Source organism: Microbulbifer maximicatervae (SeqCode) (assembly GCF_052467825.1).
Genome location: NZ_CP174327.1, coordinates 4,718,155 through 4,744,817 on the forward strand (window position 1 = coordinate 4,718,155; position 26,663 = coordinate 4,744,817).

20 protein-coding genes are annotated in these 26,663 nt (G+C 48.1%); 13 read left to right on the forward strand and 7 right to left on the reverse strand.

Translation table 11 applies throughout. The features are described from left to right. Window positions 1-20: 20 nt before the first annotated feature. Entirely contained in the window at window positions 21-4,910 is a 4,890-nt protein-coding gene (locus tag ACJJII_RS20750; RefSeq protein ID WP_444919290.1) for an NAD-glutamate dehydrogenase, read from the reverse strand. Window positions 4,911-5,225: 315 nt separating this feature from the next. Between ACJJII_RS20750 and ACJJII_RS20755 the strand changes: the two genes are divergently transcribed. The 6 genes from ACJJII_RS20755 (at window position 5,226) to ACJJII_RS20780 (ending at window position 12,526) form a co-directional block, all read left to right on the forward strand. After that, window positions 5,226-6,197, forward strand: coding sequence for an AAA family ATPase (locus ACJJII_RS20755; RefSeq protein ID WP_282932305.1), 972 nt, complete (start codon window positions 5,226-5,228; stop codon window positions 6,195-6,197). Then, window positions 6,197-7,174: a DUF58 domain-containing protein gene (locus tag ACJJII_RS20760; RefSeq protein ID WP_444917565.1), complete on the forward strand. Its 978-nt coding sequence runs from the start codon at window positions 6,197-6,199 to the stop codon at window positions 7,172-7,174. The genes ACJJII_RS20755 and ACJJII_RS20760 overlap by 1 nt, the downstream gene beginning before the upstream one ends. Before the next feature lie 127 nt (window positions 7,175-7,301). Further along, window positions 7,302-7,847: a DUF4381 domain-containing protein gene (locus ACJJII_RS20765; protein ID WP_444917566.1), complete on the forward strand. Its 546-nt coding sequence runs from the start codon at window positions 7,302-7,304 to the stop codon at window positions 7,845-7,847. Then, entirely contained in the window at window positions 7,840-8,880 is a 1,041-nt protein-coding gene (locus ACJJII_RS20770; protein ID WP_444917567.1) for a vWA domain-containing protein, read from the forward strand. The genes ACJJII_RS20765 and ACJJII_RS20770 overlap by 8 nt, the downstream gene beginning before the upstream one ends. 2 nt (window positions 8,881-8,882) lie before the next feature. Beyond that, window positions 8,883-10,763: a vWA domain-containing protein gene (locus ACJJII_RS20775; protein ID WP_444919291.1), complete on the forward strand. Its 1,881-nt coding sequence runs from the start codon at window positions 8,883-8,885 to the stop codon at window positions 10,761-10,763. Then, a complete protein-coding gene (locus ACJJII_RS20780) occupies window positions 10,757-12,526 on the forward strand; it encodes a BatD family protein (RefSeq protein WP_444917568.1) in 1,770 nt (589 codons plus the stop codon). Before ACJJII_RS20775 ends, ACJJII_RS20780 begins: the two co-directional genes overlap by 7 nt. Window positions 12,527-12,564: 38 nt before the next feature. Here the strand turns inward: ACJJII_RS20780 and ACJJII_RS20785 are convergent, their stop codons facing one another. The 6 genes from ACJJII_RS20785 to ACJJII_RS20810 all read right to left on the reverse strand — a co-directional run bounded on the left by ACJJII_RS20785 (window position 12,565) and on the right by ACJJII_RS20810 (window position 18,938). Continuing rightward, window positions 12,565-13,335: a glycosyltransferase family 2 protein gene (locus ACJJII_RS20785; protein ID WP_444917569.1), complete on the reverse strand. Its 771-nt coding sequence runs from the start codon at window positions 13,333-13,335 to the stop codon at window positions 12,565-12,567. Window positions 13,336-13,416: 81 nt separating this feature from the next. After that, window positions 13,417-14,373, reverse strand: a complete 957-nt coding sequence (locus ACJJII_RS20790; protein WP_444917570.1) for a GDP-L-fucose synthase family protein — start codon at window positions 14,371-14,373, stop codon at window positions 13,417-13,419. A gap of 3 nt (window positions 14,374-14,376) precedes the next feature. Further along, on the reverse strand, window positions 14,377-15,492 hold the full coding sequence (gene gmd / locus ACJJII_RS20795) for a GDP-mannose 4,6-dehydratase (RefSeq protein WP_444917571.1): 1,116 nt from the start codon (window positions 15,490-15,492) through the stop codon (window positions 14,377-14,379). 77 nt (window positions 15,493-15,569) lie between these two features. Beyond that, window positions 15,570-16,436 (reverse strand): glycosyltransferase family 2 protein, encoded by an 867-nt coding sequence (locus tag ACJJII_RS20800; protein WP_444917572.1) that lies wholly within the window; start codon window positions 16,434-16,436, stop codon window positions 15,570-15,572. Window positions 16,437-16,795: 359 nt separating this feature from the next. Next, complete coding sequence (locus ACJJII_RS20805; RefSeq protein ID WP_444917573.1) at window positions 16,796-17,887, reverse strand: glycosyltransferase family 4 protein; 1,092 nt, start codon at window positions 17,885-17,887, stop codon at window positions 16,796-16,798. Further along, window positions 17,880-18,938, reverse strand: coding sequence for a glycosyltransferase (locus ACJJII_RS20810; RefSeq protein WP_444917574.1), 1,059 nt, complete (start codon window positions 18,936-18,938; stop codon window positions 17,880-17,882). Before ACJJII_RS20810 ends, ACJJII_RS20805 begins: the two co-directional genes overlap by 8 nt. A gap of 278 nt (window positions 18,939-19,216) precedes the next feature. Between ACJJII_RS20810 and ACJJII_RS20815 the strand changes: the two genes are divergently transcribed. The 7 genes from ACJJII_RS20815 to ACJJII_RS20845 are packed head-to-tail and all read left to right on the forward strand — an operon-like array spanning window position 19,217 to window position 26,661. Further along, window positions 19,217-19,924, forward strand: a complete 708-nt coding sequence (locus ACJJII_RS20815; protein WP_444919292.1) for an ABC transporter permease — start codon at window positions 19,217-19,219, stop codon at window positions 19,922-19,924. Beyond that, complete coding sequence (locus ACJJII_RS20820) at window positions 19,921-20,619, forward strand: ABC transporter ATP-binding protein (RefSeq protein WP_444917575.1); 699 nt, start codon at window positions 19,921-19,923, stop codon at window positions 20,617-20,619. The genes ACJJII_RS20815 and ACJJII_RS20820 overlap by 4 nt, the downstream gene beginning before the upstream one ends. Continuing rightward, window positions 20,616-21,626, forward strand: a complete 1,011-nt coding sequence (locus ACJJII_RS20825) for a hypothetical protein (RefSeq protein WP_444917576.1) — start codon at window positions 20,616-20,618, stop codon at window positions 21,624-21,626. Before ACJJII_RS20820 ends, ACJJII_RS20825 begins: the two co-directional genes overlap by 4 nt. Before the next feature lie 42 nt (window positions 21,627-21,668). After that, complete coding sequence (locus ACJJII_RS20830; protein WP_444917577.1) at window positions 21,669-22,604, forward strand: glycosyltransferase family 2 protein; 936 nt, start codon at window positions 21,669-21,671, stop codon at window positions 22,602-22,604. Then, window positions 22,601-23,716 carry a UDP-galactopyranose mutase gene (gene glf / locus ACJJII_RS20835; RefSeq protein ID WP_444917578.1) on the forward strand — a complete coding sequence of 372 codons (1,116 nt, stop codon included), beginning with the start codon at window positions 22,601-22,603 and terminating at the stop codon, window positions 23,714-23,716. The genes ACJJII_RS20830 and glf overlap by 4 nt, the downstream gene beginning before the upstream one ends. A gap of 13 nt (window positions 23,717-23,729) precedes the next feature. Next, window positions 23,730-25,511, forward strand: a complete 1,782-nt coding sequence (locus tag ACJJII_RS20840) for a glycosyltransferase family 2 protein (protein WP_444917579.1) — start codon at window positions 23,730-23,732, stop codon at window positions 25,509-25,511. Between the two features lies 1 nt (window position 25,512). Further along, window positions 25,513-26,661 (forward strand): hypothetical protein, encoded by a 1,149-nt coding sequence (locus tag ACJJII_RS20845; RefSeq protein WP_444917580.1) that lies wholly within the window; start codon window positions 25,513-25,515, stop codon window positions 26,659-26,661. The last annotated feature ends 2 nt before the right edge of the window (window positions 26,662-26,663 follow it).

Genomic DNA, 26,663 nt, shown 5'->3' on the forward strand with positions numbered 1-26,663 from the left:
GGCCCCTGGGCTCTATTCCGCTACTGTTCTGCCAGGGTTTCCCGGTCCGCAGTGGCGTGGGCGAGATACATTAGCTCGCGCAAAGCCACAGTGAACATGGCAAAGTCACCGACAGAAGTAGACTTCAACTCGGCAATCATATTGTGCCAGCGTTGAATTGCGGGCGCCATGATAGCGCTCCAGCGGGACATTGCACCCTCTACATCAAGATTTTCAGCCTTGCCCAAGCGGAGGATGTTCACCGCCAGTGTCGACAACTGGCTGTCCAGGTCATCCATACTGGTCTCCCGGGCCTGCGCCTGCCAGAAGCTGTCTACCGGCAAATCGACGATCAGATTGCCAAACCAATGCAGGTTCAACTCATCCGACAGCCTGAAGTAAACCGTGGCAACTTCCTCTACGGGAGTATCGCTAGCTCGCGCCGACTCGGAAATACCCAGTGCCGAGTAGAGGTAGGTGGGCGACGCCGACAGCAGGGCCAGGGCCTCTGGTACCCCTGCTTCCAGGAGTTTCTGGTAGCGCTGCTCCCATTCGTTAAGGGGCTCGCCACTCAAGACCTGCGGCAACGCTGTAATAACCCGCTGTACCGGCTCCTGGAACAGCTCGCAGTTGGTAGCTGGCTCCAACTCATTGCGGCGATTGCGCAGGAACCACCGGGTTGCCCGGCGCACACGGCCTATCATCGAGTTCAGCAGTTCCGTTTGCAGCTCCGCTGGCACCTTGTAGTCCAGCGCAGCCAGCTGCTCCTGGAAGTCGTGCATCTCGTACACATCGCGAGCGCTGACGTAAGCAGCAGTTACATCATTCACATCGGCGCCAGTAGCTGTACCGATACGGTTGTAGAAGGTGATACCCATACTGTTAACCATCTCATTGGCGACCTGGGTAGCCACGATCTGGCGCAACAGCGGATGGTCATAGACTTGGTCGCGATAACGCTCGACCAATTTTTCCGGGAATGCAGACTCAACCGCAAAACGCACCCGCTCATTGTCGGTGATTTGTGCATTTTGCAGCTCTTCTTTCAACTTGACCTTAACGTATGAAATTAGAACCGATAATTCGGGGCGGGTCAGGGACTGCCCTTTGTGCTCGCGCTCAGAAATCTGCTCGTTGTCAGGAATAAACTCCAGCGCGCGGTTCAATCGGCCGTCGTCTTCCAAAGTGTTGATAGTTCTGCGGTACTCGTCCAGGCGCTTGGCAACCTGATATTCCGCCACACTGAGGGCAAAAGTTTGCTCATAGTTATTGTGCAGCACCAATTCACCGACAGCATCGGTCATCCCATCCAGTAGCTCATTGCGCTGCTTTTCAGTCAAATCACCCTGAGCAACGACTTTATCCAGAAGGATCTTGATATTTACCTCGTGGTCAGAACAATCCACACCGGCCGCATTATCGATAAAGTCGGTGTTACAACGCCCGCCATTGAGAGCAAACTCAATACGTCCACGCTGGGTCATACCCAGGTTGCCGCCCTCGCCAAAGACTTTGGCACGCAACTCCCGACCATCAACGCGCAAGTGATCATTGGACTTGTCACCAACTTCGGAGTCCGTCTCGGTAGTAGCCTTAACATAAGTGCCAATACCGCCATTCCAGATCAGATCCACCGGCGCTCTGAGCAAGGCACTAATCAGCTCGTTGGGGTTCAGTTGATCCTGTTTGATATCAAACGCTTCTTTCATTTCGGGCGTAATAGCAATGGCCTTGGCGCGACGCTCGAAGATACCACCACCTTTGGAAATTAATTTGCGCTCGTAATCTCTCCAGCTCGAACGGGGCAACGCGAACAAACGCTGGCGCTCTTTAAAGCTGGATTCTGCATCCGGATTGGGGTCCACAAAAATATGCAGGTGGTTAAAGGCCGCTTTCAGGCAGATATGCTCAGACAGCAACATGCCGTTACCAAAAACATCTCCACCCATATCGCCAATGCCGACAACAGAGAAGTTTTCTTTCTGGACATCCACCCCCATCTCACGGAAGTGGCGCTGCACCGATACCCAGGCTCCACGGGCTGTAATACCCATTTTCTTATGGTCGTATCCCTGGCTGCCACCGGAGGCGAAAGCGTCGCCCATCCAGAAGCCATACTCCCCGGCAATGCCGTTGGCGATATCTGAGAAAGTCGCCGTCCCTTTATCCGCAGCCACTACCAGGTAGGGGTCATCCTCATCCCGGCGAACAACATATTTGGGCGGTACAACTTCTCCATCTTTCAGATTGTCGGTGATATCCAAAAGGCCGCGAATAAAGGTTTTGTAGCAGGAGATTCCCTCTTCCATCATGGCTTCGCGACTGCCATCGGTAGGCGGACGTCGAACGACAAATCCACCTTTTGCACCACTGGGTACAATAACCGCATTTTTCACCGCTTGGGCTTTTACCAGGCCCAGAACTTCTGTGCGGAAATCTTCCAGTCGGTCAGACCAACGCAGGCCGCCGCGAGCGACTTTACTGCCGCGCAAGTGCACACCTTCCACGCGAGGGGAGTAAACAAAAATCTCAAACTCCGGGCGGGGTTCGGGAATGCCGGGAATATCCCGGGGACTGAATTTGATCGAAATATAATCCTTGGGCTGCCCTTCATCATTCACCTGGAAGAAGTTAGTGCGCAGGGTCGCCAGGATTAATTCCAAATAACGGCGCAGAACCAAATCTTCATTCAGGTTATCAACCGTATCCAAACCATCGTGAATTTTAGCGATCAAGCGCTCGACACGGGGCTGCTCCTGCTTACCAGTGCTTAAACGGGGATCGAACATCGCCCTAAACAAGGCTACCAGGTTGCGGGTGATATCCACGTGGCTGGCCAGGGTAGCGGCAATATAGCTCTGGCTGGCACCGGACTTGGTTTGCTTCAGGTAACGGGCGTAGGCACGAAGCATGGATACTTCGCGCCAGTTAAGGCGGGCGGCCAGCACCAGGCGATTGAAGGCATCGCTTTCCGCCGTGTGATTCCAGATCGCCGCGAACGCATCCTGGAACAGGCCACGGGATGCTTGCGCATCAATTTTGGTGGGCAGACCAAATTCCAGATGGAATTCGTGCATCCACACATCGGTATAGCCACGGGGGCGAATCGTATAGGGGAATTCACCAATAACCCGCAAGCCCAGGTTTTCCAGCACGGGAATCACGTCGGAGAGCGTCAGGCCGCTGCCCCAGTTGAATACCTTGAACCGCAGACTGCCCTGAGCGGCCCCCACCGGCTGGTAGAAGCTCATTGCCACCCGGTTATCTTCACTGAGGCTCTGAACGGCTGCTACATCCTGCACCGCAATACGAGGCTCAAAGTCTTCACGGTACCCCGCCGGGAAGGCGCGGCCAAAAGTACGATAGAGACGACTGCCCTCTTCTTCCCCGCTATTTTCAATTAGTGATCTTTGGAAAACATCTTCCCAGGAGCGGGTAATATCCACAATTTGCGCCTCCAGCAGCGCGACATCAAAATCAACAGGCTCATCGGGGGACACGCGGAAAACAAAATGAACCCGCGCGAGAATGGATTCGGAGAAGAAAGTGGTGAAGTCCGAGTCCTTCGCATTAATCGCTTTGGCAATATGCGCGCAAATCACCTCGCGCACATCACTGTTAAACAGCTCACGGGGAACGTATACGGTGGCAGTGACGAATTTACCAAAGGGGTCGCGACGCATAAACAGGCGAAGGTGAGCCCGCTCATTTAACTGCAGCACACCCATTACCACGTCAAACAGCTCTTTGGTGCTGCCCTGGAAAAGTTCATCCCTTGGGAAGGTATCGAGAATCCGGCGCAGGGCTTTGCCATCGTGCCCCTGCCCGGAGAGACCACTAGACTCGATGATCGAGGCCATCTTGCGGCGAATAATCGGAATTTTCGCCGGGCTCTCGGTGTAAACCGGCGAGGTATAAAGCCCCATAAACGCCGCTTCACCAATTACCTCACCATTGGTGTTGTAGCGCTTAATCATCACGTAGTCCGAATAGGCCGTGCGGTGCACCCGGGACTTAACGGAGGACTTGGCAAATGTCAGGTAATTGGGCCCCTGGTAGAAACGCTGCTTGCCCTCACTAAAAGAGGTTTCCAGCATCGGCGCGGCTTCTTCCAGCTTTTTGAAAATACCGAGCCTACGGTCTTCAACTTCATTGAGGATTTTTTTATCCCCGACAACACTGAACTCGTATTCGCGATATCCCAGGAAGGTGAAGTTACCGTCGCGCATCCACTGTAAAAATGCACTGGCTTCCAATAGGTTGGTGTCTTCGTCTGGAAGCCCCGCCTGTAACTGTCCCTCCATTGCGCTGCAGGTTTCCAGCATCGGGACATAGTCGTCCACTACCAGCTCCACATCGCCGAGTACGTCTTTTAAGCCAGTCATCATGCCTGAAGCGAACTCAGATGAAGTGTCGTGATTAATCTCGACATAAATCATCGCTTCGTTCGTAATGCGCTTCCCTTTTGCCTGCGGCTTTTCACCCAGCAACTCTTCCTCTGGTGGCAACAGGCGAGTCAGTTTCCCCTTGGCATCGCGCTCGACTCGAACTACCGTACTCTTTATCGAATGAGTCACTGTATTTCGGCGATTGATCTCCATGCGAATGGAATCCACCAGAAATGGCATATCCCGCTGCAGCACACCAATGACCGTATGCGAGCACTCCCAACCATCGTCTTCGAGGCGGGGGTTAAAGACCTTCACCTTGGGTAGGCCGCCCGGGCGCTGTTGAATAAAGTTCCACCAGGTGTATATGCAGCCATAGACGTCAACAAGACGACGACCGGCCAGATCCTCTAATGGGTACTGATTGAGGAACTGCTGGGCAAAAGCCACAACGGGTTCGGCTTCGCTGGTCAGCTTGTCACGAATCAGCTCGCAAATCTGCGCAACTAATTCTTCACGGCTGTCGGTAATAACCGTCGCCATATTCACGGGGAACCTCCCAATCTCATTTTTGTCACATCGAATCCAAACACTGTAGATCCGAAAAGGTCATCATCTCAGCCCATACGCAGCTGCAGGGTCGAGCCCTAAAAATTACACTTTCAGTCAGACAGTGAGGAGAAGTCCATTCCACCTCAGAATCTAGTCGGCTCGGCAGAGGCCTACGTCTCAAGAGTTGCCTCTTCATTTGGTGCCGCTAAAATCATCAGTCGCCACCTTCTCGGCGGCGACTATATATAGATGGTAGAAAGCCAGCCAGGTCCGTGCGGCGGCTAAATTCTCAGAAGAAGAGATACTATGGAAGCAAACCAGACTATTAGGGATCATATCGCCGCTTTGGGCGATTGGTTGGAAGAGCAGATTATCGGTCAAGAGAGATTGGTTAACCGATTGCTGATCGCCATGCTGGCCGATGGCCACCTTTTGGTGGAGGGAGCGCCAGGCCTGGCCAAAACCAAGGCCATTAAAACACTGGGCGAAGCTATTGAGGGTGACTTCCATCGCGTTCAATTTACGCCAGATCTGCTTCCGGCGGATATTACCGGCACCGACATTTACCGGCCGGAAACCGGAGAGTTCCATTTTCAACCAGGTCCAGTGTTTCACAACCTGATACTGGCCGATGAGATTAACCGTGCGCCAGCCAAAGTTCAGTCGGCGCTGCTCGAAGCTATGGCAGAACGGCAGATCAGTGTCGGCCGAAAAACTTATCCCCTTCCCCAGTTATTTTTGGTAATGGCTACCCAAAACCCTATTGAGCAGGAAGGGACTTATCCTCTGCCAGAGGCACAATTAGATAGATTCCTAATGCAGGTAAATCTTGCCTATCCCAATGCGGAGGCGGAAGCAAAAATCCTGCGCCTGGCCAGATCCGAGGCTAGCCTTGGCGAAAATCGCCCCACTGAAATTATCAGCCAAGAGACCATTCTTCAGGCGCGCAACCAAATTCTGGAAATGCAGATGGTTGAGGCCGTGGAAACCTATACTGTCCAACTTGTCATTGCTACTCGCGAGCCGGCGAAGTATGACAGCGAGCTGGCGTCATGGCTAGATTTTGGTGCAAGTCCGAGAGCAACAATTGCATTGGATCGCTGCGCGCGCGCTCACGCCTGGCTCGCTGGGCGCGACTACGTCACCCCAGATGATGTAATGAATGTCGCTCCCGATATTTTACGCCACCGACTCCTGTTGAGTTTTGAGGCGGAAGCGGCGGGAATTACTACCGACCAGGTAATTGAGCGATTACTTCAACAGGTGCCTGCGATCTGATGTCCGCTGAAGCATCCCCAACTGAGCTCGAACTGCGCGGGGCTTATCCCGAAGTAACGCCGTTGGTACAAATGCGCTACGCCGCACGGCAGTTGCAATTATTCAAACCGCGCCTGGCCCGCAGTGATCAGGCCGGCAGCCTGCTCACTCGCCACCGCGGCCGCGGCATGAATTTTGAGGAAGTGCGGAACTACCAGGCCGGCGATGATGTACGCTCCATTGACTGGCGCGTAACAGCTCGAACCGGCCAAACCCACACCAAACTTTACCAAGAGGAGCGCGAACGCCCGGTAGTTATCCTGTTGGATTTGCGCTCGCCGATGTTTTTTGGCAGCCAAAGGGCATTTAAATCGGTGACGGCCAGCGGCATTGCTGCAGCGCTGGGTTGGGCTGGTTTACAGCACAGCGATCGGATCGGGGCGCTACTTTTCTCCGACCGGGAAATAGACACAGTGCGTCCGCGCCGCAGCCACCACGCCGTACTTTCGATGATTCACAGTACGGTTGCCCGCGCTGCGGAACTGAGCAGCCCCGTCCCCGAACAGGGCAGCCAAACACTAAAAACATTGCTGGAGGAAGCGCGAAGAATCGCACGCCCTGGAAGTGCGCTCTTTTTAATCAGTGATTGCCATGATCTCGACGAGAGCTGCTCGCAGCCACTCTACCTTTTATCCCGTCATGCCGACCTGCAGGTGCTGAGGGTATCGGACCCGCTGGAGCAACATCTGCCCGGCCAATCCCTCACTATATCTGACGGTCGCCAGCGCACATTCCTTCATGCCGGCAATCGGCCGGTTCACGAACATTTTGCCGAAAAGCAAGCCCGAGCCCGCGCCGAGGTTGAACAACTGTGCCGGCGTTATCGGCTGCCGTTGCTGGACTTTGATAACACCCAACCGCTTATTCCAGCACTGATGTCCGTCTACGGCTCGCGGCAAAGAAATAATGGCTGGCAAAATACGAGAAGGCCCAAGTAGTAATGAGTTTGAAAGTGCAGAAAAAGCTAGTCGCCAATGTTTTGGCGAACCAAGGAGCGAAGGCAAAACGCACTGGCAATTTAATTGAGGGCCAGTCGTGATAAAAGGAAGTCTTCTGGCAAAACAAATGCAATCCCCAACACCGCAAGCGCCTTCGCCCGAGGCCCAGGAATTGTTATCGCAACTCCGCGATATACAAGAGCCCAATGCGGTTAATTGGTGGCCACCCGCTCCAGGCTGGTGGATGTTGGCCGTATTAATTCTTGTCTGTGTGGCCGCCGCTGCCCTATGGTGGCGGCAGCGGCGCAAAAAAATTGAACGCAATCGCTATCGTGTCGAAGCAGCTTCACTGCTCGCTGCAGTAAATACTGAGGAGGCGGATGCAGTACCAGAAATTAATGAAATACTTAAGCGAGTGGCAGTTACAACCTATAGCCGTACAGAGTGCGGCAATCTTATCGGCACAGCATGGGTCGAATTCCTGAAAAAGTCAGCCCCACTCGAGTGCCCCTCTGATGCGCAACAAGCACTCATTGAAAACCTCTATCGCGGCAGCTGTGACCCAGACAAAAACCGAGCGCTACAGGAATATGCCATTTTATGGGTGAAGCAGCACGGACAACCCACCAAAAACAGCCCACAACACCAGGGCGGGGAGGCCGCGCATGTTTGAATTCGCCTGGCCATGGGTTTTCTTTTTAGCCCCACTCCCGCTACTCGCTCGCTGGCTGCTACCCCGCTCCAAACCCATGAGCAGCGCCCTGAAGGTGCCATTTTATTCGGAGCTATCCCAACGTGGCGGCGGTGAACAAAGCAATCTGCTCAATCTGTTTTTGTTGATTCTGATCTGGCTGCTTTTAATTAGCGCCGCAGCCCGCCCCCGGTGGTATGGGGAGCCGATATCTCAACCCAGCAGCGCAAGGGACCTCCTTATTGCCGTAGATATTTCAGGCAGTATGGAAACGCCCGATATGGTAATTAATGGCCGACCGGCGATGCGTATCAATGCAGTAAAACAAGTGGTTGGTGACTTTGTTGAACGGCGCAAAGGTGACCGTTTGGGGCTGGTACTGTTTGGTACTCGCGCCTACCTGCAAGCCCCACTCACTTACGACAGGGAGACGGTAGAAACTCTACTAAAAGAGGCCCAGATCGGCTTTGCTGGACAGGGAACTGCCATCGGCGATGCCATTGGGCTATCGGTCAAACGCCTGACCCAACGCCCCGCAGAGCAACGCGTGCTGATACTCCTCACCGATGGCGCCAACACTGCGGGGGAAGTCTCCCCACTCAAAGCTGCCGAACTGGCACAGCAAGCGGGCATTACCGTTTACACCATCGGTGTTGGTGCCGACGAAATGGTTCAACCCGGCCTTCTGGGGAGCCGTTTTGGCAGCCGCAGAATTAACCCTTCGCGAGACCTCGACAGCAAGACACTCAAGGAAATCGCCGATAAAACCGGGGGCCGCTATTTCCGCGCCCACAACCCGCAGGAGCTGGCAGAAATCTATGCCGAACTGGATAAGTTAGAGCCTGTCGAACAAGAAGCGGAAAGTTACCGCCCCATGAGGTCCCTGTTCACCTGGCCCCTTAGCATCGCCCTACTACTGGCTGGAATTTGGGCCTTGATTCCCCTGGTGAGCAATTTTCAGCTCCCTGCCAGACGAGAAGAGATAAGTCGTAACAATGGAGGTCAAGCCCAGTGAATATGCTCGACCTAATCCAATCCTTCCACTTCCTGCGCCCTGGGGTTCTGTGGCTGCTAATTCCCGCAGCACTACTCTGTTGGGGATTGGCAAAGATGGTGCTCAACAGCGCTCAACTGCAAAAGGTCATAGACCCAGATCTGCTGCCCCACCTTCTACTGCGCGGTGGCAGTAAAAGACCCTGGTTATTCGCATTAATATTTGCGCTGCTGGTCGCGATGATTATCGCTCTGGCCGGCCCTGCCTGGCGCAAGCTGCCAACCCCGGTGTACAGCAACCAGGATGCCCTGGTCATACTGCTAGACTTGTCACCGTCCATGATGGCGACAGATCTATCACCCAATCGACTAACCCGCGCCCGCCTTAAAATTTTGGATATTTTGCGCCAGAGAAAAGACGGCCTCACCGCACTCGTCGCCTATGCTGGAGAAGCCCATGTCGTCACCCCTCTTACCGAGGACACGGCTACTATCGCCAATCTGGTACCCGCGTTATCGCCCTCAATCATGCCAGTCCCCGGCAGCAATATCGAAATGGCCGTCGATACCGGGATTCGCCTGTTAAAGGATGGAGCCGCAGGACGCGGACAATTACTTGCCGTTACCGACGGCATAGACTCAATGGCCGCCGATGAGGTCACCAAAGCTCTGTCCAACGCAAAAGTTGAGATGAGCATACTCGCCGTGGGCAGCGGCGAGGGCAGCCCCATCCCACGGGGGAATACCGGTGGATTTGTGACCGATAGTAAAGGGGCCATCGTCATCTCCAATTTCGATGCCAGTGAGCTTCGCCAGCTCGCCCAGTCCAGCGGAGGGCGTTTTGCCAAAATTACGGTAAATGACAGCGATATCGACTATTTACTGCCTCAAACTGACAGCCCGCAACAAGCGCAGCTCACAGAAAGGGAGTTCGACCAATGGCGGGATGAAGGGCCGCTATTGCTGCTTTTAATACTACCTTTTGCAGCCCTACTCTTCCGTCGGGGAGCTCTGGCATGCGCCCTGCCCTTACTGTTACTAACTGGAATTTCAAGTGAAAGCCAGGCTATTGAGTGGCAGGATTTATGGCAACGCAAAGACCAGCAGGGCCAGCGCCTATTAGAAGAGGGACAGCCGGCAGAGGCCGCGCAAGAATTTCACAACCCCGAATGGAAAGGCACTGCCAACTATCGCGCAGGCAATTACGCAGAGGCCCAGGAAAATTTCGCCCAAAGTAATAATTCACAGAGTCTGTACAATCTTGGCAACAGCCTGGTGCAACAGGGGGACTACGATAAAGCTATCGAAGCCTACGATGAAGCCCTGCTAAAGCAGCCCGAGTTTGCCGATGCCGAGCACAATCGGGAGATTGCTGAAAAGCTGAAAGAGCTGCAAGAAAAACAGCAGCAATCCCAACAGCAGTCCGGTGAACAGCAGCAAAGCGAGCAGGAACAGAACCAGCAGGGCCAGCAGCAGAGCCAGGAACAACAGCAAAACCAAGAGCAGCAAGCTAAGAACAACGAACAGCAGTCCAGCGAGCAGCAACAGGGCAATAATCAACAGCCCTCTGGTTCACCAGAGTCCTCTGAGCAACAGCCTCAAGGTGAGGAGCAGCAGGGCTCCCAAGAAAAGGGCCAGGAAGAGCAGGAGAGCGAACAACAACAGCAAGGCGAACAACAGGGTGAAAAACAGCCGCAGCAAGGGGAATCGCAACCTACTGGCGCTGAAGAAAGCCCACTCGACCAGGAAACCCAACAAGCCCTGGACCAATGGCTCCGTCAAATTCCCGATGATCCAGCCGGTCTGATGCGCGAGAAGTTCAAATACGAGAGCCTGCAAAGGCGCCGTGCCTATCGCAGCGGAGAGTGGGAGCCACCGGAAAATGGGGCGACACAAAGATGGTAAAGAACAGTAGAGCAATGTCGCTGGATTCAAGGACACTGATTTCAAAAATGCCTATGGACGCAATCATTAACAACCGAATAAAACTTTGGAGCCTCCCACTCAGCCACGCCTTCGCTTTGCTACTTCTTGCAATAGCACTTTGTCTGTCGACACCGGTTTTAGCAAGCGATCTTAGCGCAACGGTCGATAGAGATAAGATTGGAATTGATGAGACAGTCAATTTACGTGTGCGCTATTCAGGAGACAAAAGTGGTGGACAACCGGACTTTGACTTGTTGGAACAGGATTTCGATATTCTCTCGCGCCAACAGTCCAACCAGTATCGCGTTATCAATGGCCGTGCAGAGAGTTTTGTCGAGTGGGTACTGGCGCTAGCCCCCAAACGGGAAGGCAAACTGTTTATCCCCTCTTTTAACTATCAAGGAGAGGTTTCCGATGCGGTTCCCGTCACGGTCACCGAGGCGCAAAGTGGACCTAACGGCGGTGAAAAGCAGGCTTTTCTGGAAGTAACACTCGACAAGGAAAAGGTCTATGTCCAAGAGCAACTGCTGGTAAAAATTCGCCTGTACACCACTATCGGCTTACACGATATCGCAACAGAGCCTCTCAAGGTTGCCGGCGCTCATGCAGAAAAAGTCGATGAGCAGCGATATGAGCGCAAGCTCAATGATGTGAGCCATGCGGTTTACGAAGTTACCTACGCCGTTTTCCCAGATAGCTCGGGCAAGCTCAGCATTCCCGCACTAACCTACGTGGCCATCGCTGGGCGCAGGGACCCCTTCTCCCTATTTAATCGCAACAGCCAAAGGCTTCGACTTCGCTCCCAAGAGAAGTCTATTGAAGTGCTGCCAAAACCCGCTGACCACTCTGGCAGCCAATGGCTGCCCGCTGCCAGTCTCGGCATTGTTCAAAGCTGGAGCCAGGACCCGGACACCTTTGCCGTAGGCGAACCTATTACCCGAATTCTTACCGTACGTGCCGAAGGGCTCAGGGCCGCACAGTTGCCCCCACTTCCCAAACTCAACGTGGATGGCCTTAAAACTTACCCCGATCAACCGCAACAAGAAGACCAGGTTGGGCCCAACGGCGTTACCGGAAGCCGTATTGAGACAACCGCGATTGTGGCTACACAACCCGGGGACTACGAGCTTCCTCCCGTCACTGTGACCTGGTGGGATACAAAAAGCCAACGACAACGCACCACTCAACTACCGGCATTCCGCTTCTCAGTTTCCGGTACTGCTGCTGCAGTAACCAGCGACAATGAAACCAGTGCTAAAGTACCTCAGTCAGCTACACCCACCGAACAAGTCGGTACTGTGAGCCATTTTTGGCGCAACCTGGCTATCATCGCGATTGCCTCTCACTTACTGTGGGTGCTGTACTTTTTCTTTCAGAGGCGCAAACCCGCCCAGCAAATACCTAGCAACCACACCCAGGCTCCCGACTTACAACGTGAAACCCGTGCCCTTAAAAAAGCTCTGGAGAGTGAGAACCCCATCCATATGCAGCAAGCCACTTTAAAGTGGCTTGCTGCAAAGTGGCCGCAAGTAAATGGGAAGAGCTTGGCTGAAACCGCGAGGCAACTGCACATCCCTGAGCTGGGTCAGCTCCAAGCAGTTCTGGACGCCGCTATTTACAAGTCACCAGCTAGTCCTTTGGACATCAATAAGGTGAAAGCAATAGTCGACTTACTACTGAACGCGAAACCTGAAAGTGAACCCCGTGAAGCAGATAGCGCCCTGCCCTCACTGTTCTCTTAACAGGAGCCACTTCAAATCAAACAGGGAAAGGTTGGCCTTCACCGTCTATGGGTAAGGCCAATTCCTGTGTATTCGAGCAGTTTAAGAGGTACTTTAAATAGAATCAGAAAAAAGTTTGTGTAGATATGATTTTCTTTGCAAGCCCTAACAATTTCCAGATTTTGATGAATCCGCCCCCAAACACCCTGGGAACTAACACCCCCTTCACGCATTTTCACAATACATTTTGGCAAGCGCCTGAAGCTGATTTTATCCCGATGAAGAAAACGAGCTAGCAATTCAAAATCTGCTGCAACACGGTAGTTGGTTTTATATAAACCTAGCTTTTTATAACAGTCACGCCGTACAAAAAATGTAGGGTGGGGTGGCATCCAGCCCCAGCGAAATTTAGACACCCTAAATTTACTGGAGCCATAAAAACGCACTCTTTGGCTTAAGTTATTGCGAGCCACAATCTCCAGGTCTGCATAGACAGATTGGGCTCCCGAAACTAAAAATTCATTAACAACATTTGAAATTACACGACTATCAGAATAGACATCATCAGAGTTAATAGTGCCGACTATATCGCCAGACGCCATGCATATGCCTTTATTCATAGCATCATAAATACCCGAGTCTTTTTCAGACACAACTGCCGCGACTTGGTCTTTAAACTCAGATATTATCTCTAGCGTGCCATCAGTAGAGCCACCATCAATAATTATATGCTCAATATTTACATAATCTTGAGCCAACACGGATAGTATTGTGTCGCGAATGGTGTCAGCACTATTTAGACAAACCGTTATCAGGCTTATTTTTATCACAAAAAGTCTCAAGTTGTCGTTTCGTGAAAAGTAAAACCTCTCTTGAGAACTTTAGTACAAATTACAATATCTGACATTCGATCAACGTAAAATACTTCTATACCAGTCGTACGTTTTCTTTAACCCTACCCCCAAGGAAGTCTGGGAATCCCACCCCAACTTCGATAGCTTTGAGGTGTCTAGCAACTTCCGCGGCACACCATCAGGCATTGACCTGTCAAATGTAATACTTCCCTCAAACCCAGTGATCTCGGCGATTAAATAAGCCAGCTCCTTGACAGTGCAATCCACCCCAGTACCCACATTTAGGTGGGAGCACATAGGCTCTGTCACGGATCGATAAACTCGATCTTCCAAACCCATTACAAACACCAACGCATCAACCATATCCTCTACATACAGAAATTCCCGTCGAGCATCACCACTCCCCCAAATCCTGACATTCTGCAGCCCTTCATTTTTGGCCTTATGGAAACGATATATTAATGCAGGGATAACGTGTGAATTTGCAGAGTCAAAGTTGTCATGTGGACCATAAAGGTTTGTCGGCATAACACTGCGATAGTTACGTCCATACTGCCTTGAGTACGATTCGCACAACTTAATTCCGGCAATCTTGGCAATAGCATAAGGCTCGTTAGTCGGCTCCAGACTACCACCAAGCAAGTCCCGCTCCCGTATCGGCTGGGGGGAATTCCTTGGATAAATACAAGACGACCCAATAAACAGCAAATTTTGGATATCAGCCTTATGCGCCTCATGAATTACATTGCACTGAATCATCAGATTCTGGTAAATAAAATCAGCTGGTAGTTTGCTATTCGCCAATATGCCCCCCACCTTTGCCGCAGCCAAATAAACAGTATCAATCGATTCCGAATTAAAAAAATCAGAAACAGCAGTAGCATCTGTCAAATCCAGTGAATCTCGTGGGCAAGTAATGACTTCACAGTTTTTTACCGGTCTCAACCTCCGAATTAATGCCGAACCAACCATGCCCCGATGACCTGCGACAAAAACTCTCTGGGAGTATTTCACTAACTACTCCTCAAAAATAGGCTCAGTGCGATAACCATTCCCAGCCAACAACAAATTCCGCTTCGCTTCCCTCAAGTCATACTTAACCATCTCTCCAATCAAATCTTTCAAGGTTGTTTTAGGTGTCCACCCCAGCTCTTGCCGCGCCAATGAGGCGTCACCTACTAGTGATACCACCTCTGTGGGGCGAAAATAACGAGAGTCCACTTTAATAATTATATCTCCACATTTAACTGCTGGAGCATCTTCTCCCACAATTGAAGCAACAACACCTACCTCTTTCTGCCCCTCTCCATGAAACTCTATCGCTATCCCCAACTCTTGAGCACAATTACGAACAAAATCCCGAACGGAGTATTGCAGCCCTGTAGATATGATAAAATCCTTAGGACTTTCTTGCTGCAACATCAACCATTGCATTTCAACATAGTCTCTAGCATGGCCCCAGTCCCTCAGTGCATTCAGCTCCCCCAAATACAGGCAACGCTCTAAACCTTGGGCAACATTTGCCAAACCCCGGGTTATCTTTCGAGTAACAAAAGTTTCACCACGCCGTGATGACTCGTGATTAAATAAGATTCCATTGCAAGAATATAAGCCATAGGCCTCGCGGAAATTGACCACAGTCCAATAAGCAAACAATTTTGCAATTGAGTATGGAGAGCGAGGATAGAAAGGAGTGTTTTCATTCTGAGGGGAAGCTTTGGCAGCACCGTAAAGCTCCGATGTTGAGGCTTGGTAAAACCTGGTTTTATCCAACCCCAGAAGACGCATCCCCTCAAGTATTCTGAGGGTTCCAAGCCCGTTCACATTTGCAGTATATTCAGGGCATTCAAAACTGACCGCAACATGTGACTGAGCACCCAAATTATAGATTTCATCAGGCCGCACCTCCTGAAGAATTCGGGTCAAATTGCTCGTATCGGTAAGGTCTCCATAGTGAAGAAAAAATCTTCTACTATCATCTTGCGGCCCTTGGTACAAGTGATCTATGCGGCTCGTATTAAATGAAGAGGACCTTCTTTTAACCCCATGAACCTCGTACCCTTTCGCCAATAAAAATTCAGCTAAATAAGAACCATCCTGGCCTGTTACACCGGTTATTAATGCTTTTTTCATGTCTCAGCCTGTTAGAATTAGTGGTATACAAGCGCACCACCTCTCCACATCCAATACCATCCAAACATTTACAAAGATCAATGTCGCTCAGGTTTCGCCCCTAACATCAAGCGAGCCATCTCCCGTATTTCAACCCCCCACAACCTTATCTGAACGAAAGTTGCCAACAATCTATAACCGAGATAAATTTCCCTTTTCCGCCAAAAAAATACGACCGACCTTACCGGCGGAAGAAGGGTATATAGGATCAACTTAAACCTCCCTGCCCCTTGAGAGAGAGAAAACTGCCCTCCCTTTATCCGCCTTGTTTTTGTCGCTACAGATTGCCAGGAACATCTAACTCGATGATGGACAAAAGCAGACTTCAGAAATAAAACTTGGTGCCCTCTCGCCCTCAACCTTTTGCAAAACTCAAAATCACCACTCGAAAAGGAATTCTCACTAAATCCGCCAAACTTCAAGAACAAAAACCGATCCACTACCATATTTGCTGTAGCCGCTACTCCTGCAGATACGTAAACCTCTTGTGGTATCCCCTTCATAAAGTCATAGACTTCATAGATGTTAGAAAATCCATATTGCTTTTGGCTTCGCACATCACCGCCAAACAACTTCATACTCCCTCCCCAACACCCAATCGCCCTATCAATTCCAGCTATCCACTTTGAATCCGGCAGGCAATCAGCATCCGTAAAAATAAGCCAATCACCTTCAGCTAATTCTGCCCCTTTGTTTCTTGCCGCATAAGATCCAGGCTTTTTGCACTTTCCTCTCTTGATCTTAACCCCCCCCCCTAAAAAGGATGGAGAATTCCCGTCGTTTGATATCAGTACAAGCTCAAAAAGGTCTTTTGAAATGACCTGAGACTCCAAGCAACAAATCAGCTCCTCAATGAAGTGCCACTGCTGATAGACCGGAACAATCACGGAAAATTTAGCCCGCATAGCAGCACCAATTGCAGATATTGTTAGACATTTGAATCATCACGCACTGACTAAACGATTAGCACAACACTTGGAATTAGCAACCTACAACATTGGCCAACAAACAGGATGGGCGGGGATTTCAACAACTGGATCAGGAGAGAGATAGATGGGAAGTTCGACAGCAGCCAGGGCAGTTAGAACCTGACAACCTTAAGGGAAGACCGAAACAATCAATGAGAAAATAAATTTGGATACGGCTTAAAGCCCCACAACCTTGAAACCGCAGAACACAAACATACTTCAGAGAATAGCCAGAGACCCGCCCGAAAAGAGAATGATGTAGAAGCTAGCGCTATAAAAAGATGAACCAAAGCCAGCTACCCGTTGATAGCAGCCTCCTCCAACACCTTCAAGGTGGCTTCCGCTGCTCGATCCCAAGAAAACTCTTTTACCCGAGCGCATGCAGATTCCTGAAGGCTATGGACCAAATCCAAATCTGAATGCAGCTGATGGATACCATTAGCCATGCTAGAAACCGAAAGAGGGTCGACTAAAATAGCTCCACCTCCAGCCACCTCCCGCATAGCTCCAGTATTAGAGGTCAAAACCGGCGTATTCTGCGAAAACGCCTCAACAATAGGCAGCCCAAACCCCTCATAAATCGAGGGGATAAGCAAAGCTCTGGCATTATGATACAAGCCACGCAACTCGTGGTCAGGCACATAACCCCGCACCTTTACCATTTCTCCTAAACCCAACCCCTCAATAACTTCACTTAATCGAGGCAGCCCCCATCCTTGCCCACCGCAAATATAAAGCGGCAATGCTCCTTGAGTAGCCATATCCAAGTAAGCTCGATATGCGGCCAGCAGGCGCTCCAAATTTTTCCGGGGCTCCAGGGTACCGACGAAAAGGAAATACTCCCCATCAATGCGGTCGTCAGTATTTTCCAAGAAAGGTGCTTCAGGAATAACAACGGTCTTACTCACAGACTTTGGCATTAGTTCTATGAGTTCATCGGCAGTAAATGCTGATACCGCAATAACCGCTTGCGCCGAACTCACAGACGGAGGCATCAACCCCCGTTCGAGATATTTACCAAATACTGACATAGTTTCAGGAAAGCGCGCCCAAACCACGTCGTGAATCGTCACAACCCGGCTTATCGAAGACGGCATCATCAGTGGTAAATGATGCCTTGGGGACCAGAATACCTGCAAGTCATCATGCCTAGCCCAAGATATGAAGCGGGCTTGAGCAAAAAGAGTACCCAATGATTTACGCCCAACCTTCCCTGTCCGTACAACCACATTAGCTGCCTCACAGAACCTCTCAGGGAGCGGCGCATCACTATAAAGGAACCATTCATGCCCACTTTTTACCATTCGCTCAATGAGGGCTTCCGTGTAACGACCAATACCTGTAGTGACAACTGACAATGGCCTGGCATCAACACCAATCCTAAGCACAGGAACTCCGGTCGGAGTCAATCACCTCGCCACCAACATCGGCCCCTAGAACTTCCCGATAAAGTTCTTGATACGATTCTCGCATCTTTTCGCCCGTGAACAGGGTCTCATAACGCTGGCGGGCTGCAGCCCCCATTATCTTGGCTCTTTCAGGGTTGGAGCTGAGGTCATTCATAGCCGCCCGGAGCGCGGAGCTATCCGCTGGAGGTATCACGTGGCCAGTTACACCATTCTCATTTACAAAGCTTGTACCGGTGCCTATCTCACAACTTATCAGCGGCTTACCGGCCATAAGCCCTTCAATCAAGGTGACCCCGAAGGCTTCAGAACGCAGATGGGAAGGAAAAACTACAGCACCACATAGTCTATACAATGCTGTCTTTTCTTCATCGGATACAAACCCCAGAAATTCAACGTTATTCAGGCCTAGCTTAGAAACAAGAGCGCGCATACGCCCCTCCTCCGGTCCCGCCCCCGCAATCAATATGCGACAGCCAGTCCCCTCAGCTGCGCGAACCAGATATTCAAGACCTTTATAGTAACGAAGAACACCAACAAAAAGCATGAAACCCCGGCCATAGGTGCCCTCAATACACTTCAAGTCGTCTTCACGCGGGGGCGGCAAGGTATCCTCATCAACCCCCAAGGGAATCACAGAGACCTTATGCTTCCAGCGCTGCAAAACAGGGCTTGTTGCCACATACCGCTCTGAAGTAGCTACGATACGATCCGCTTTGGCAAAGAAACGATTCATAAGAGGGGTATAAAGCTTAAGCAGCCATTTCTGCCTCACCACATCTGAATGGTAAGTGACCACTAAGGGGCGCCGCTTGCCTGCGAAGAGATAAGCGAGATCACCAAAAGGCCAAGGGAAGTGCAAGTGCAGCACTTTCGCCTTAGTGCGCCATACATCCAGTAGTAAACCAGGTCCAAAGCACATTGATTTAAAAGAAAACCAACGGCGACTTGCCCGAACTTCCAAACTCGGCTCAATCTCATAGGAGCCTGGCTTGGAAGAGAGTGCTAGCACTTCACCTCCCGATCGGGCCATCTGAAATATGGCTTGTTCCAGCCCACCCTGAGTTTCTGGAAGAAATGTTCTATAACAATGAGCAGCAGTTACTTTTTGTACCAAAGTATGGCCTTTACAATTCCCGTACGTTTCTTTACAGCATACAAGATGCAATTTAGAAAACTATGACTGTACTATATATTTGAATTTAACGTGTAATTATAATAAATTGATCAAAACTTAATCACATCAACTTAATGCTGAAAAACTATCTCAATATTGTCTGGCTCAGAGGAATAAATGCCCTCAAAGCCGATATGGAAAATACTTACTTAGGAACTATCTGGTGGGTAATAGAGCCATTGCTCCTCACTGGGCTACTCTATTTAGCATTTTCTTCTGGTTTTCGTGGTAATCAAGCCGGGGCAGAATTTCTTGCATTCTTACTCTGCGGCATGCTCCCCTTTAAGTGGTTCGCTTCTTGCGTTAGCAACAGTGCCGAATCTATAGTCAACAATAAAGGGATATTGGGGCAGTTCTACTTACCCAAATGGATTTTTCCATGCTCGATAAACCTATCTATGCTATTGAGGTTCTTGTGCATCTTACCAATACTAATCGCCGCACTATGGCTTTTAGGTTTCTCCCCAACGATGTCATGGTTTGGGCTTGCCCCAATTATTTTATCTCAACTTATCATTAACCTAGGCCTGAGTCTCCTGGCTGCAGCTGTAGTTCCCTTGGTACCCGATCTGCGACACCTTATCCCCTTATGCATAACAGGCGTACTTTTTACTTCTGGCATTTTCTTTGATATCAGTAGCCGCCCTGCAGAACTTCAGGAGCTTCTACTACTCAATCCCTTTTCTGAAATTTTTGACAACTACAGGAAAGTACTTTTAGAAAACCAAATACCAACAATTAATGACCTTCTATATCCACTCTGTGTGGGCGTCCTATCACTCTGCTCAGCACTTGCTCTAATCAAGGCACTAGACAGAACATACCCACGAGTTTTGCTATGAGTTCGCCAATATTAAGTTTCTCCAAGGTTGGCCTTGCCTACCGTGGAAGATTAAGCCTGTTTAGAAAACCAAAGTGGGTCTTAAGAGATATTTCTTTTGAACTTTTCCCCGGAGAAACACTTGGCGTTATCGGGCGAAATGGTGCAGGCAAATCTAGTTTACTAAAGTTATTGGCCGATATTATCTCGCCTAACGAAGGGGAAATTCGACGCCAACCTCTTATCAAGTCACAACTACTATCCCTAGGCCTGGGTTTCAACAAAAATTTAAGCGGCATTGATAATGCCTTGATGGGGCTTGTAACTCAAGGAAGCAGTATTCGCCAAGCTAGAGACCTGATTCCAGTGGTTAAAGAGTTTTCTGGCCTAGGTGAGACAATTAAGGAGCCTGTTGGCACCTTCTCAGCAGGCCAAAAAGCGCGCTTAGGCTTCGCCACAGCCATACACGCAACACCAGACGTGCTATTACTCGATGAAATCCTCGGGGTGGGAGATAAAGACTTTAGGCAAAAGTCAGCGAAAATACTGAAAGATAAAGTTCGATCAAACCAAACTGTAGTTTTGGTGTCACACTCAACTCAAACCTTAAGTAACCTATGTGACCGTATACTTTGGATTGAGAACTCCACCATTAAAGAAATTGGGAAAGCCCAAGAGATTATCAGGATGTATGAGGTCGAGGTGCCGCCAACATGAAAATTTATCTACATATTGGATCGGATAAGACTGGCTCTACTGCAATACAAAATGCTCTCTTTCAAAATCGAATTAAACTGAAGACTCTAGGAATTGAATATCCAAAGCTGCTAAAAAATGAACCGCATCATGAATCCTTAGTCCGGGAACTACGATTAGGGGAGAAAGGGGACTCATGGAGGGCATTAGGAAAAGTTATCGCATCTAATCCTCCACATCTCATAATAAGTGCAGAAGCTCTGTGCACTTTAAATAGCGCTGAAATAACTCGCCTTAAGGCCTGGCTTAATCACTCCAACATATGTGTTATCGCATACCTTCGCAGGGCAGACGAATACCTCGAATCAGGGACACTGCAAAGGCTAAAAACCGCAAAGTCACTAAAAGAGTTTACACGAAGGTATCTGATAGCAAAATATGTTCCAGCAATATTGGACCCATACGTTTACACCGCAGCCTTTAAAGCAAAATTTATCAACAAATGGAATAAAGTATTTTCAGGCGAAATTAAAATTCGCCCTTATGAAAAAAAGCAATGGAAAAATTATGATTTAATAGAAGATTTTTTTGCTCATCTTAATTTGCACAAAGTTCAAGATTGTATCAAATCAGAAAGCCTCAATCAAAACGTAACTCTAGACATAGCTAGCATCTATGCAATCTCTATACTTACACGAAATAAGCTTTATGGGCTACGCTGGCAGATGGCTCAAGCTTTCACAAAAGACCCTACTCGACAAAAAAAGGGGGCACTTCTGAGTAGAAGCAAGCGAACAACTGCACATATAATCTCCAAAGCATTTAACTATCTTAAAGTTCGCCCCCACGGAATAACTTTTTCCTCGGACCTCCCCCCCAAGTCTATTGGCCTCCCTAGATTAACTGAAGTGATAACTACAGCAGAAAATATTATTGCGAACCAATTAGCTGAAATGAATGCAAGAAGAGCTAACCTAAGGCAGCGATTAGACAGTTACCAGTCTAGAAATTTAACCACGCAAAAATAAATATTTCGCCATGGCTTATATTTAGTGAAGGAGTTTTTCAAAATGAACCTTGACATAGAAAATAAGACAACCAATATGCCATTGGTCGAAATTATAATTGTAACTTACAATCGAGAATCAGATGTACTTTCTCAATTAAAGCAACTGCTACTTTTGGACTACCCTAAGGCATCTTATAGTATCACTATTATTAATAACAACAGTAGCGATAACACAGCCTCAGCCATCCATAATTTTATTGAGTCTGGCACCAACTCACACCCAAATATTAGGCTGCTCAACCTTCCCACAAATCAAGGTGGCTCAGGTGGTTTTAGTACAGGCATAAATGAGGCTATATCAAAAAATACGGCCAACTACTTATGGCTACTTGATGATGACGCAACTCCTCGATCTGACACGCTGAGTTATCTGGTTGATGCAGCAGAAGTGAAAAAAGGTAAGTGCATCATTGGAGGAGTCATCTTAGACCAATCCGACACCAATATAGTGACAGAAGCCGGAGCTAAAGTGCGATGGTGGGGAGCACGACAAGAACTACTTCATAGCGGTAAAAACACAAGTCAACTTCCAAGCGCTCCCTTTTTGAGTGAATATGCTTCTGCAGCATGTATGCTTATCCCCATTAGTGCAGCAAAAAAACTTGGCGGCTTTGAAAATTTTTTCCTTCATTTTGATGATGTCGAATGGTGCCTCAGGGCCCATAAAGCTGGATACCCAATATTTATCGAGCCCAAAGCGCGAGTAGCTCACCCAGTTAAGAGGGGTGAGTATCGCCACGGCATTAAGTACTACGACGTTAGAAATTTTTTGTATGTATCAGCGAAGCACTACAAATTAGCCACCCTCTATCTATTTTTTAGATTCTTAACTAAGGCAATTATCTCCAGCTTAACCCCAAGTACAAGAAAGGAAAGCCTGGAAATACTAAAAGCCCTTTTAGATTTCACAACTAAGACTCAAGGCAGAATGCAATGAATTCAAGAAACAGCTCTATCGCCATAGTTGGTGCTGGTTTTTCAGGGGCAGTTATCGGCCGAGAACTTGCGCAATCGGGATATAAAGTAGATATTTTTGAGGCACGCGAACACATTGCCGGAAACTGCCATACGGAACGCGATACTGAGACCGGTGTAATGGTCCACAAGTATGGGCCACATATTTTTCACACTGCAGATCAAGAAGTTTGGGACTACATCAACAAGTATGCTGAGATGATGCCCTATAAGAACCGCGTCAAGGCAATTTATAAAGGTAATGTATACAGCCTGCCTATTAACTTGCATACAATAAACCAATTTTTCGGGAAAACCTTTTCCCCTAGCGAGGCCAAATCTTGGATTGAATCTCAGGCAGACCTCTCCATCGAAAAGCCTAAAACATTTGAGGAGCAGGCACTCCGTTTTGTCGGGAAAGATCTATATGAAGCCTTCTTCAAAGGTTACACTGAAAAACAGTGGGGGCTTCACCCATCGGAGCTTCCTGCCTCCATCCTTAAGCGCCTCCCAGTACGCTTTAACTATGACGACAATTACTTCAATCACCCTTACCAGGGTATGCCTAAGGATGGTTATACCGAGGTCGTAGCCAAGATCCTTACGCATGAAAATATTACCGTCCACCTAAGCACCCCCTTCGATCCAGATGAGCGGAAGAATTACAAGCATACTTTTTGGTCAGGTCCTCTTGATGCTTTCTTTAATTATAAATATGGCCGACTTGGCTATAGAACACTGGATTTTGAACCCAGTACGCAAGATGGTGATGCACAAGGAAATGCGGTAATTAATTACACTGAAGAGAAAGTTCCCTACACCCGTATAACTGAGCACAAGCACTTTGCCCCGTGGGAAAATCACGAAAAAACTGTAATTTATCACGAGTATTCACGTTTATGTGAAGAAGATGATATCCCCTACTATCCTATTCGCTTAGCTGGGGAGGTTGAAATGTTAGAAACGTATGAAAAAGCAGCAGATAGCATCAGTGATGTAACTTTTGTTGGGCGACTAGGGACTTACAGATATTTAGATATGGATATTACCATCCGCGAAGCTCTCGATACTGCAAAGAAATTCCTCGAAGACTAAACAGATTATGAACATGAATTACATATTCAAGTGTGCGCTCCCCAAAATTGGGATCTGTTCTGAAGAACACCTTTATTTCAGAAGAGACCCAAAGGCAACACAATACAACTACGAAAGTTCAGACATTCTATTTCTTGAAAGAAGTACTGTCAGCTTTGATACTTACTTTAACTTTTTTAGCAGCGCAAAATTCAAAAAATATACTAATATAAAATCTCTCTTTCTTGAGTTGAAATTTTCGGGCGAGATAGTTGTTGAATTACATGATGTTCTTGAAGATAATTCAAGAAAGCTCCTCAAGCAAAAAAGCCTAACTAACGACGCGAAAACAATCGATATCTCAGAGGCTTATACTAACTCTTCAAACATCTGCCTATCCATAACTGCCTCAAAAGGAAGCTCCTTCCACTCATTTAGCCTTTTAACAAACAAAAACCCAATTAACGAGGTTGAGCTGGGTATAGTAGTACCCACTTACAAACGTGAAAGTTATGTTAAGAAAATAGCAAAATCAATTCATCAAGCTTCCTTGGCCCACCCAAGAAATAAGGTTGAAACAATTATTGTTGACAATGGGTCAACATTAAATGAATTTGCCGAAGAATCTGTTGAGCTAATCCCCAACCCCAACTATGGTGGTGCAGGTGGATTTGCAAGGGGCCTAATTAGAGCTCAGGAATTAAATAAAACTCATGTTTTATTTTGCGATGATGATATCACTTTAGACCCTATTGTGATATCTCGCATAATAACTGTTTTCGAATATGCTAATGATCCCAAGCTCTCGATTGGCGGATCCATGCTTAGATCAGATCGCCCAAGCATACAACATGAAAATGGGGCGCTTTTAAGTGATGACTATCTATTCATCCCCATAAAGCATAACCTAGATTTAAACTTCCCAAGTAATTTAAAGATCAACGACACTGAAACAGCTCGAGACTATGCTGCTTGGTGGTGTTTTGCTTGGCCAATCAAGGAATTATCCGATGCTGGATATCCGAACCCTATCTTTTTCCGTTGGGACGATGCTGAATTCTCCCTTCGACTGAAAGAAAAAGGGGCTAGCATTATTGATCTTAATGGTATTGGAGTTTGGCACGATCCTTTTGAACACAAATATGCTTCCAGCTCAATTTATTACGAAGAGCGAAATTGCTTTCTTGCCAGATCGCAAAGGGATAAAGACTTTACCTATAAAAAATTCCTGCGCCGAGCAAAGATCAAAGTCTTCCATCATGCGCTAATGTTTCGATACGAAACAGCAAATATGATTTTAGACGCATACAATAATGCGCTAGAAGGGGAATCTCATTTCTCAGAAATTCGTCCGGATAAATTTCATCAAGATTTATTAAAGAGCCAAACTGAAAAAACCGGTGAACTCCCAAAGAAATACAACTTAATGCAGTCCATACATACCCCCCATTATTCTACTTCACGACTAAAATGGCTTCTGGCAAAATTAACCTTAAATGGACACTTACTACCATCTATTGCCCTCAGAAAAGGAACATCTCCAACTTCACCAGGCACGGTATACGCTTCAACTCTTGAATTGCAACACCCGGTTTTACTGAGAGCGCGAAAAGCCGTATTTGTTACTGGTGATGGAAAAAATGGTTTTATTGCCGAAAGAAGTCGCCTGAAGTTTATGCTACTTATATATAGATTTGCACTATTCTCCCTTAACTCCAGAAAGAAATTTTTATCAGCCAAAGAGAATCTTAGAAACTGCGACAAGCTAAATACAAAAGCCTTTTGGCTATCCTACTTAGACCGCGCCAAAAACTAGCATGAAAAAGAAAAATTTATTTATTCATATTGGCTACTTCAAAACTGGAACAAGTACAATCCAGAGGTTCTGCAGTGACAATACATCACTGCTTTCAAACTCAGGAATCTTGTATCCGAGTCAATTTAGGCCAGAGAACAACGAGACCAACCACGGGCTTCTCTCCCTATCAGCAATGAGAGAAAAGGGACTTGCACTGCCCCTTTGGTTCTCCAGGTCTTCAAGAAATATGGCGGAGAGTTTCTCTGCCTGCCTATCTGAAATATCCAAGATTTCAGATCAGAATGAAGATAAAGATATATTAATTTCCTCAGAAGAGTTTGTGCACTTCTCTTTTGACAGCTCATCAGAAAGATTAATTTCTGACATAGCCAATGCTGCGTACAATCATAATATCTCTGCAATATGCTACCTTCGCGACCCACTCAGCTATCTAACATCTTGGTATTTGCAAGTTAGCAAAGAGCACCCCACCCCCAAATTTTCAATCTTCACAGCCAGGCAACCCGAATATCAAATAAATCACAAAAAAACTATTGACCTTTGGTCAAGGTCTTTGGGGAAAGAAAATATCCATATTTTTTCATATGACAAACATAAAGATAAACATCTAGAAAATTTTTGCGACTTTCTTCACATTCCATACCAAGAAATAGACTCCCCTGCGGCGAGCAAAATAATAGAAAATAAAAGCAAACCTTTTGGGGAGGCTGAAGCCCTCAGACGGATAAAATGTCTTAACAAGATAATAGATCCACATTTAGCATATAATACTATCCATAATTCTCTTAGAAAGAACTCAGCCGATTACAACCAACTAGAAGCACATCTTGAGGCGGCAATAGAGGATTATTCATCATTGACATCTCACCTAAAACTAAATGACATCAACAACTTGACGATAGATAGTATTTTTGAAATTGAAAGCAAGCTTAATCAGCCCTCTTCGGCGAAATTGCCTCTGTCAATCAACCCCGATAATTTTATTAAATGCACAGAAATGGCTGACATTTACCGCGAACTATTTTACTTAACCACGGGAAGGGACGACCTGTCTGCCCACAAGTTTATAGAAGAAGCGCATCGCTTACGCCCTTCAGGGCCGCTAATCAAGCGGCTTTTCGATTATAGCAAGCTTTTTAATAGTTGAAT

Coding starts and splice junctions, on each gene's coding strand:
- ACJJII_RS20750 (WP_444919290.1), bottom strand. CDS start 4,910: ATGGCGACGGTTATTACCGACAGCCGTGAAGAATTAGTTGCGCAGATT.
- ACJJII_RS20755 (WP_282932305.1), top strand. CDS start 5,226: ATGGAAGCAAACCAGACTATTAGGGATCATATCGCCGCTTTGGGCGAT.
- ACJJII_RS20760 (WP_444917565.1), top strand. CDS start 6,197: ATGTCCGCTGAAGCATCCCCAACTGAGCTCGAACTGCGCGGGGCTTAT.
- ACJJII_RS20765 (WP_444917566.1), top strand. CDS start 7,302: ATGCAATCCCCAACACCGCAAGCGCCTTCGCCCGAGGCCCAGGAATTG.
- ACJJII_RS20770 (WP_444917567.1), top strand. CDS start 7,840: ATGTTTGAATTCGCCTGGCCATGGGTTTTCTTTTTAGCCCCACTCCCG.
- ACJJII_RS20775 (WP_444919291.1), top strand. CDS start 8,883: ATGCTCGACCTAATCCAATCCTTCCACTTCCTGCGCCCTGGGGTTCTG.
- ACJJII_RS20780 (WP_444917568.1), top strand. CDS start 10,757: ATGGTAAAGAACAGTAGAGCAATGTCGCTGGATTCAAGGACACTGATT.
- gmd (WP_444917571.1), bottom strand. CDS start 15,492: ATGAAAAAAGCATTAATAACCGGTGTAACAGGCCAGGATGGTTCTTAT.
- ACJJII_RS20800 (WP_444917572.1), bottom strand. CDS start 16,436: ATGCGGGCTAAATTTTCCGTGATTGTTCCGGTCTATCAGCAGTGGCAC.
- ACJJII_RS20810 (WP_444917574.1), bottom strand. CDS start 18,938: ATGGCCCGATCGGGAGGTGAAGTGCTAGCACTCTCTTCCAAGCCAGGC.
- ACJJII_RS20815 (WP_444919292.1), top strand. CDS start 19,217: ATGGAAAATACTTACTTAGGAACTATCTGGTGGGTAATAGAGCCATTG.
- ACJJII_RS20820 (WP_444917575.1), top strand. CDS start 19,921: ATGAGTTCGCCAATATTAAGTTTCTCCAAGGTTGGCCTTGCCTACCGT.
- ACJJII_RS20825 (WP_444917576.1), top strand. CDS start 20,616: ATGAAAATTTATCTACATATTGGATCGGATAAGACTGGCTCTACTGCA.
- ACJJII_RS20830 (WP_444917577.1), top strand. CDS start 21,669: ATGAACCTTGACATAGAAAATAAGACAACCAATATGCCATTGGTCGAA.
- glf (WP_444917578.1), top strand. CDS start 22,601: ATGAATTCAAGAAACAGCTCTATCGCCATAGTTGGTGCTGGTTTTTCA.
- ACJJII_RS20840 (WP_444917579.1), top strand. CDS start 23,730: ATGAATTACATATTCAAGTGTGCGCTCCCCAAAATTGGGATCTGTTCT.
- ACJJII_RS20845 (WP_444917580.1), top strand. CDS start 25,513: ATGAAAAAGAAAAATTTATTTATTCATATTGGCTACTTCAAAACTGGA.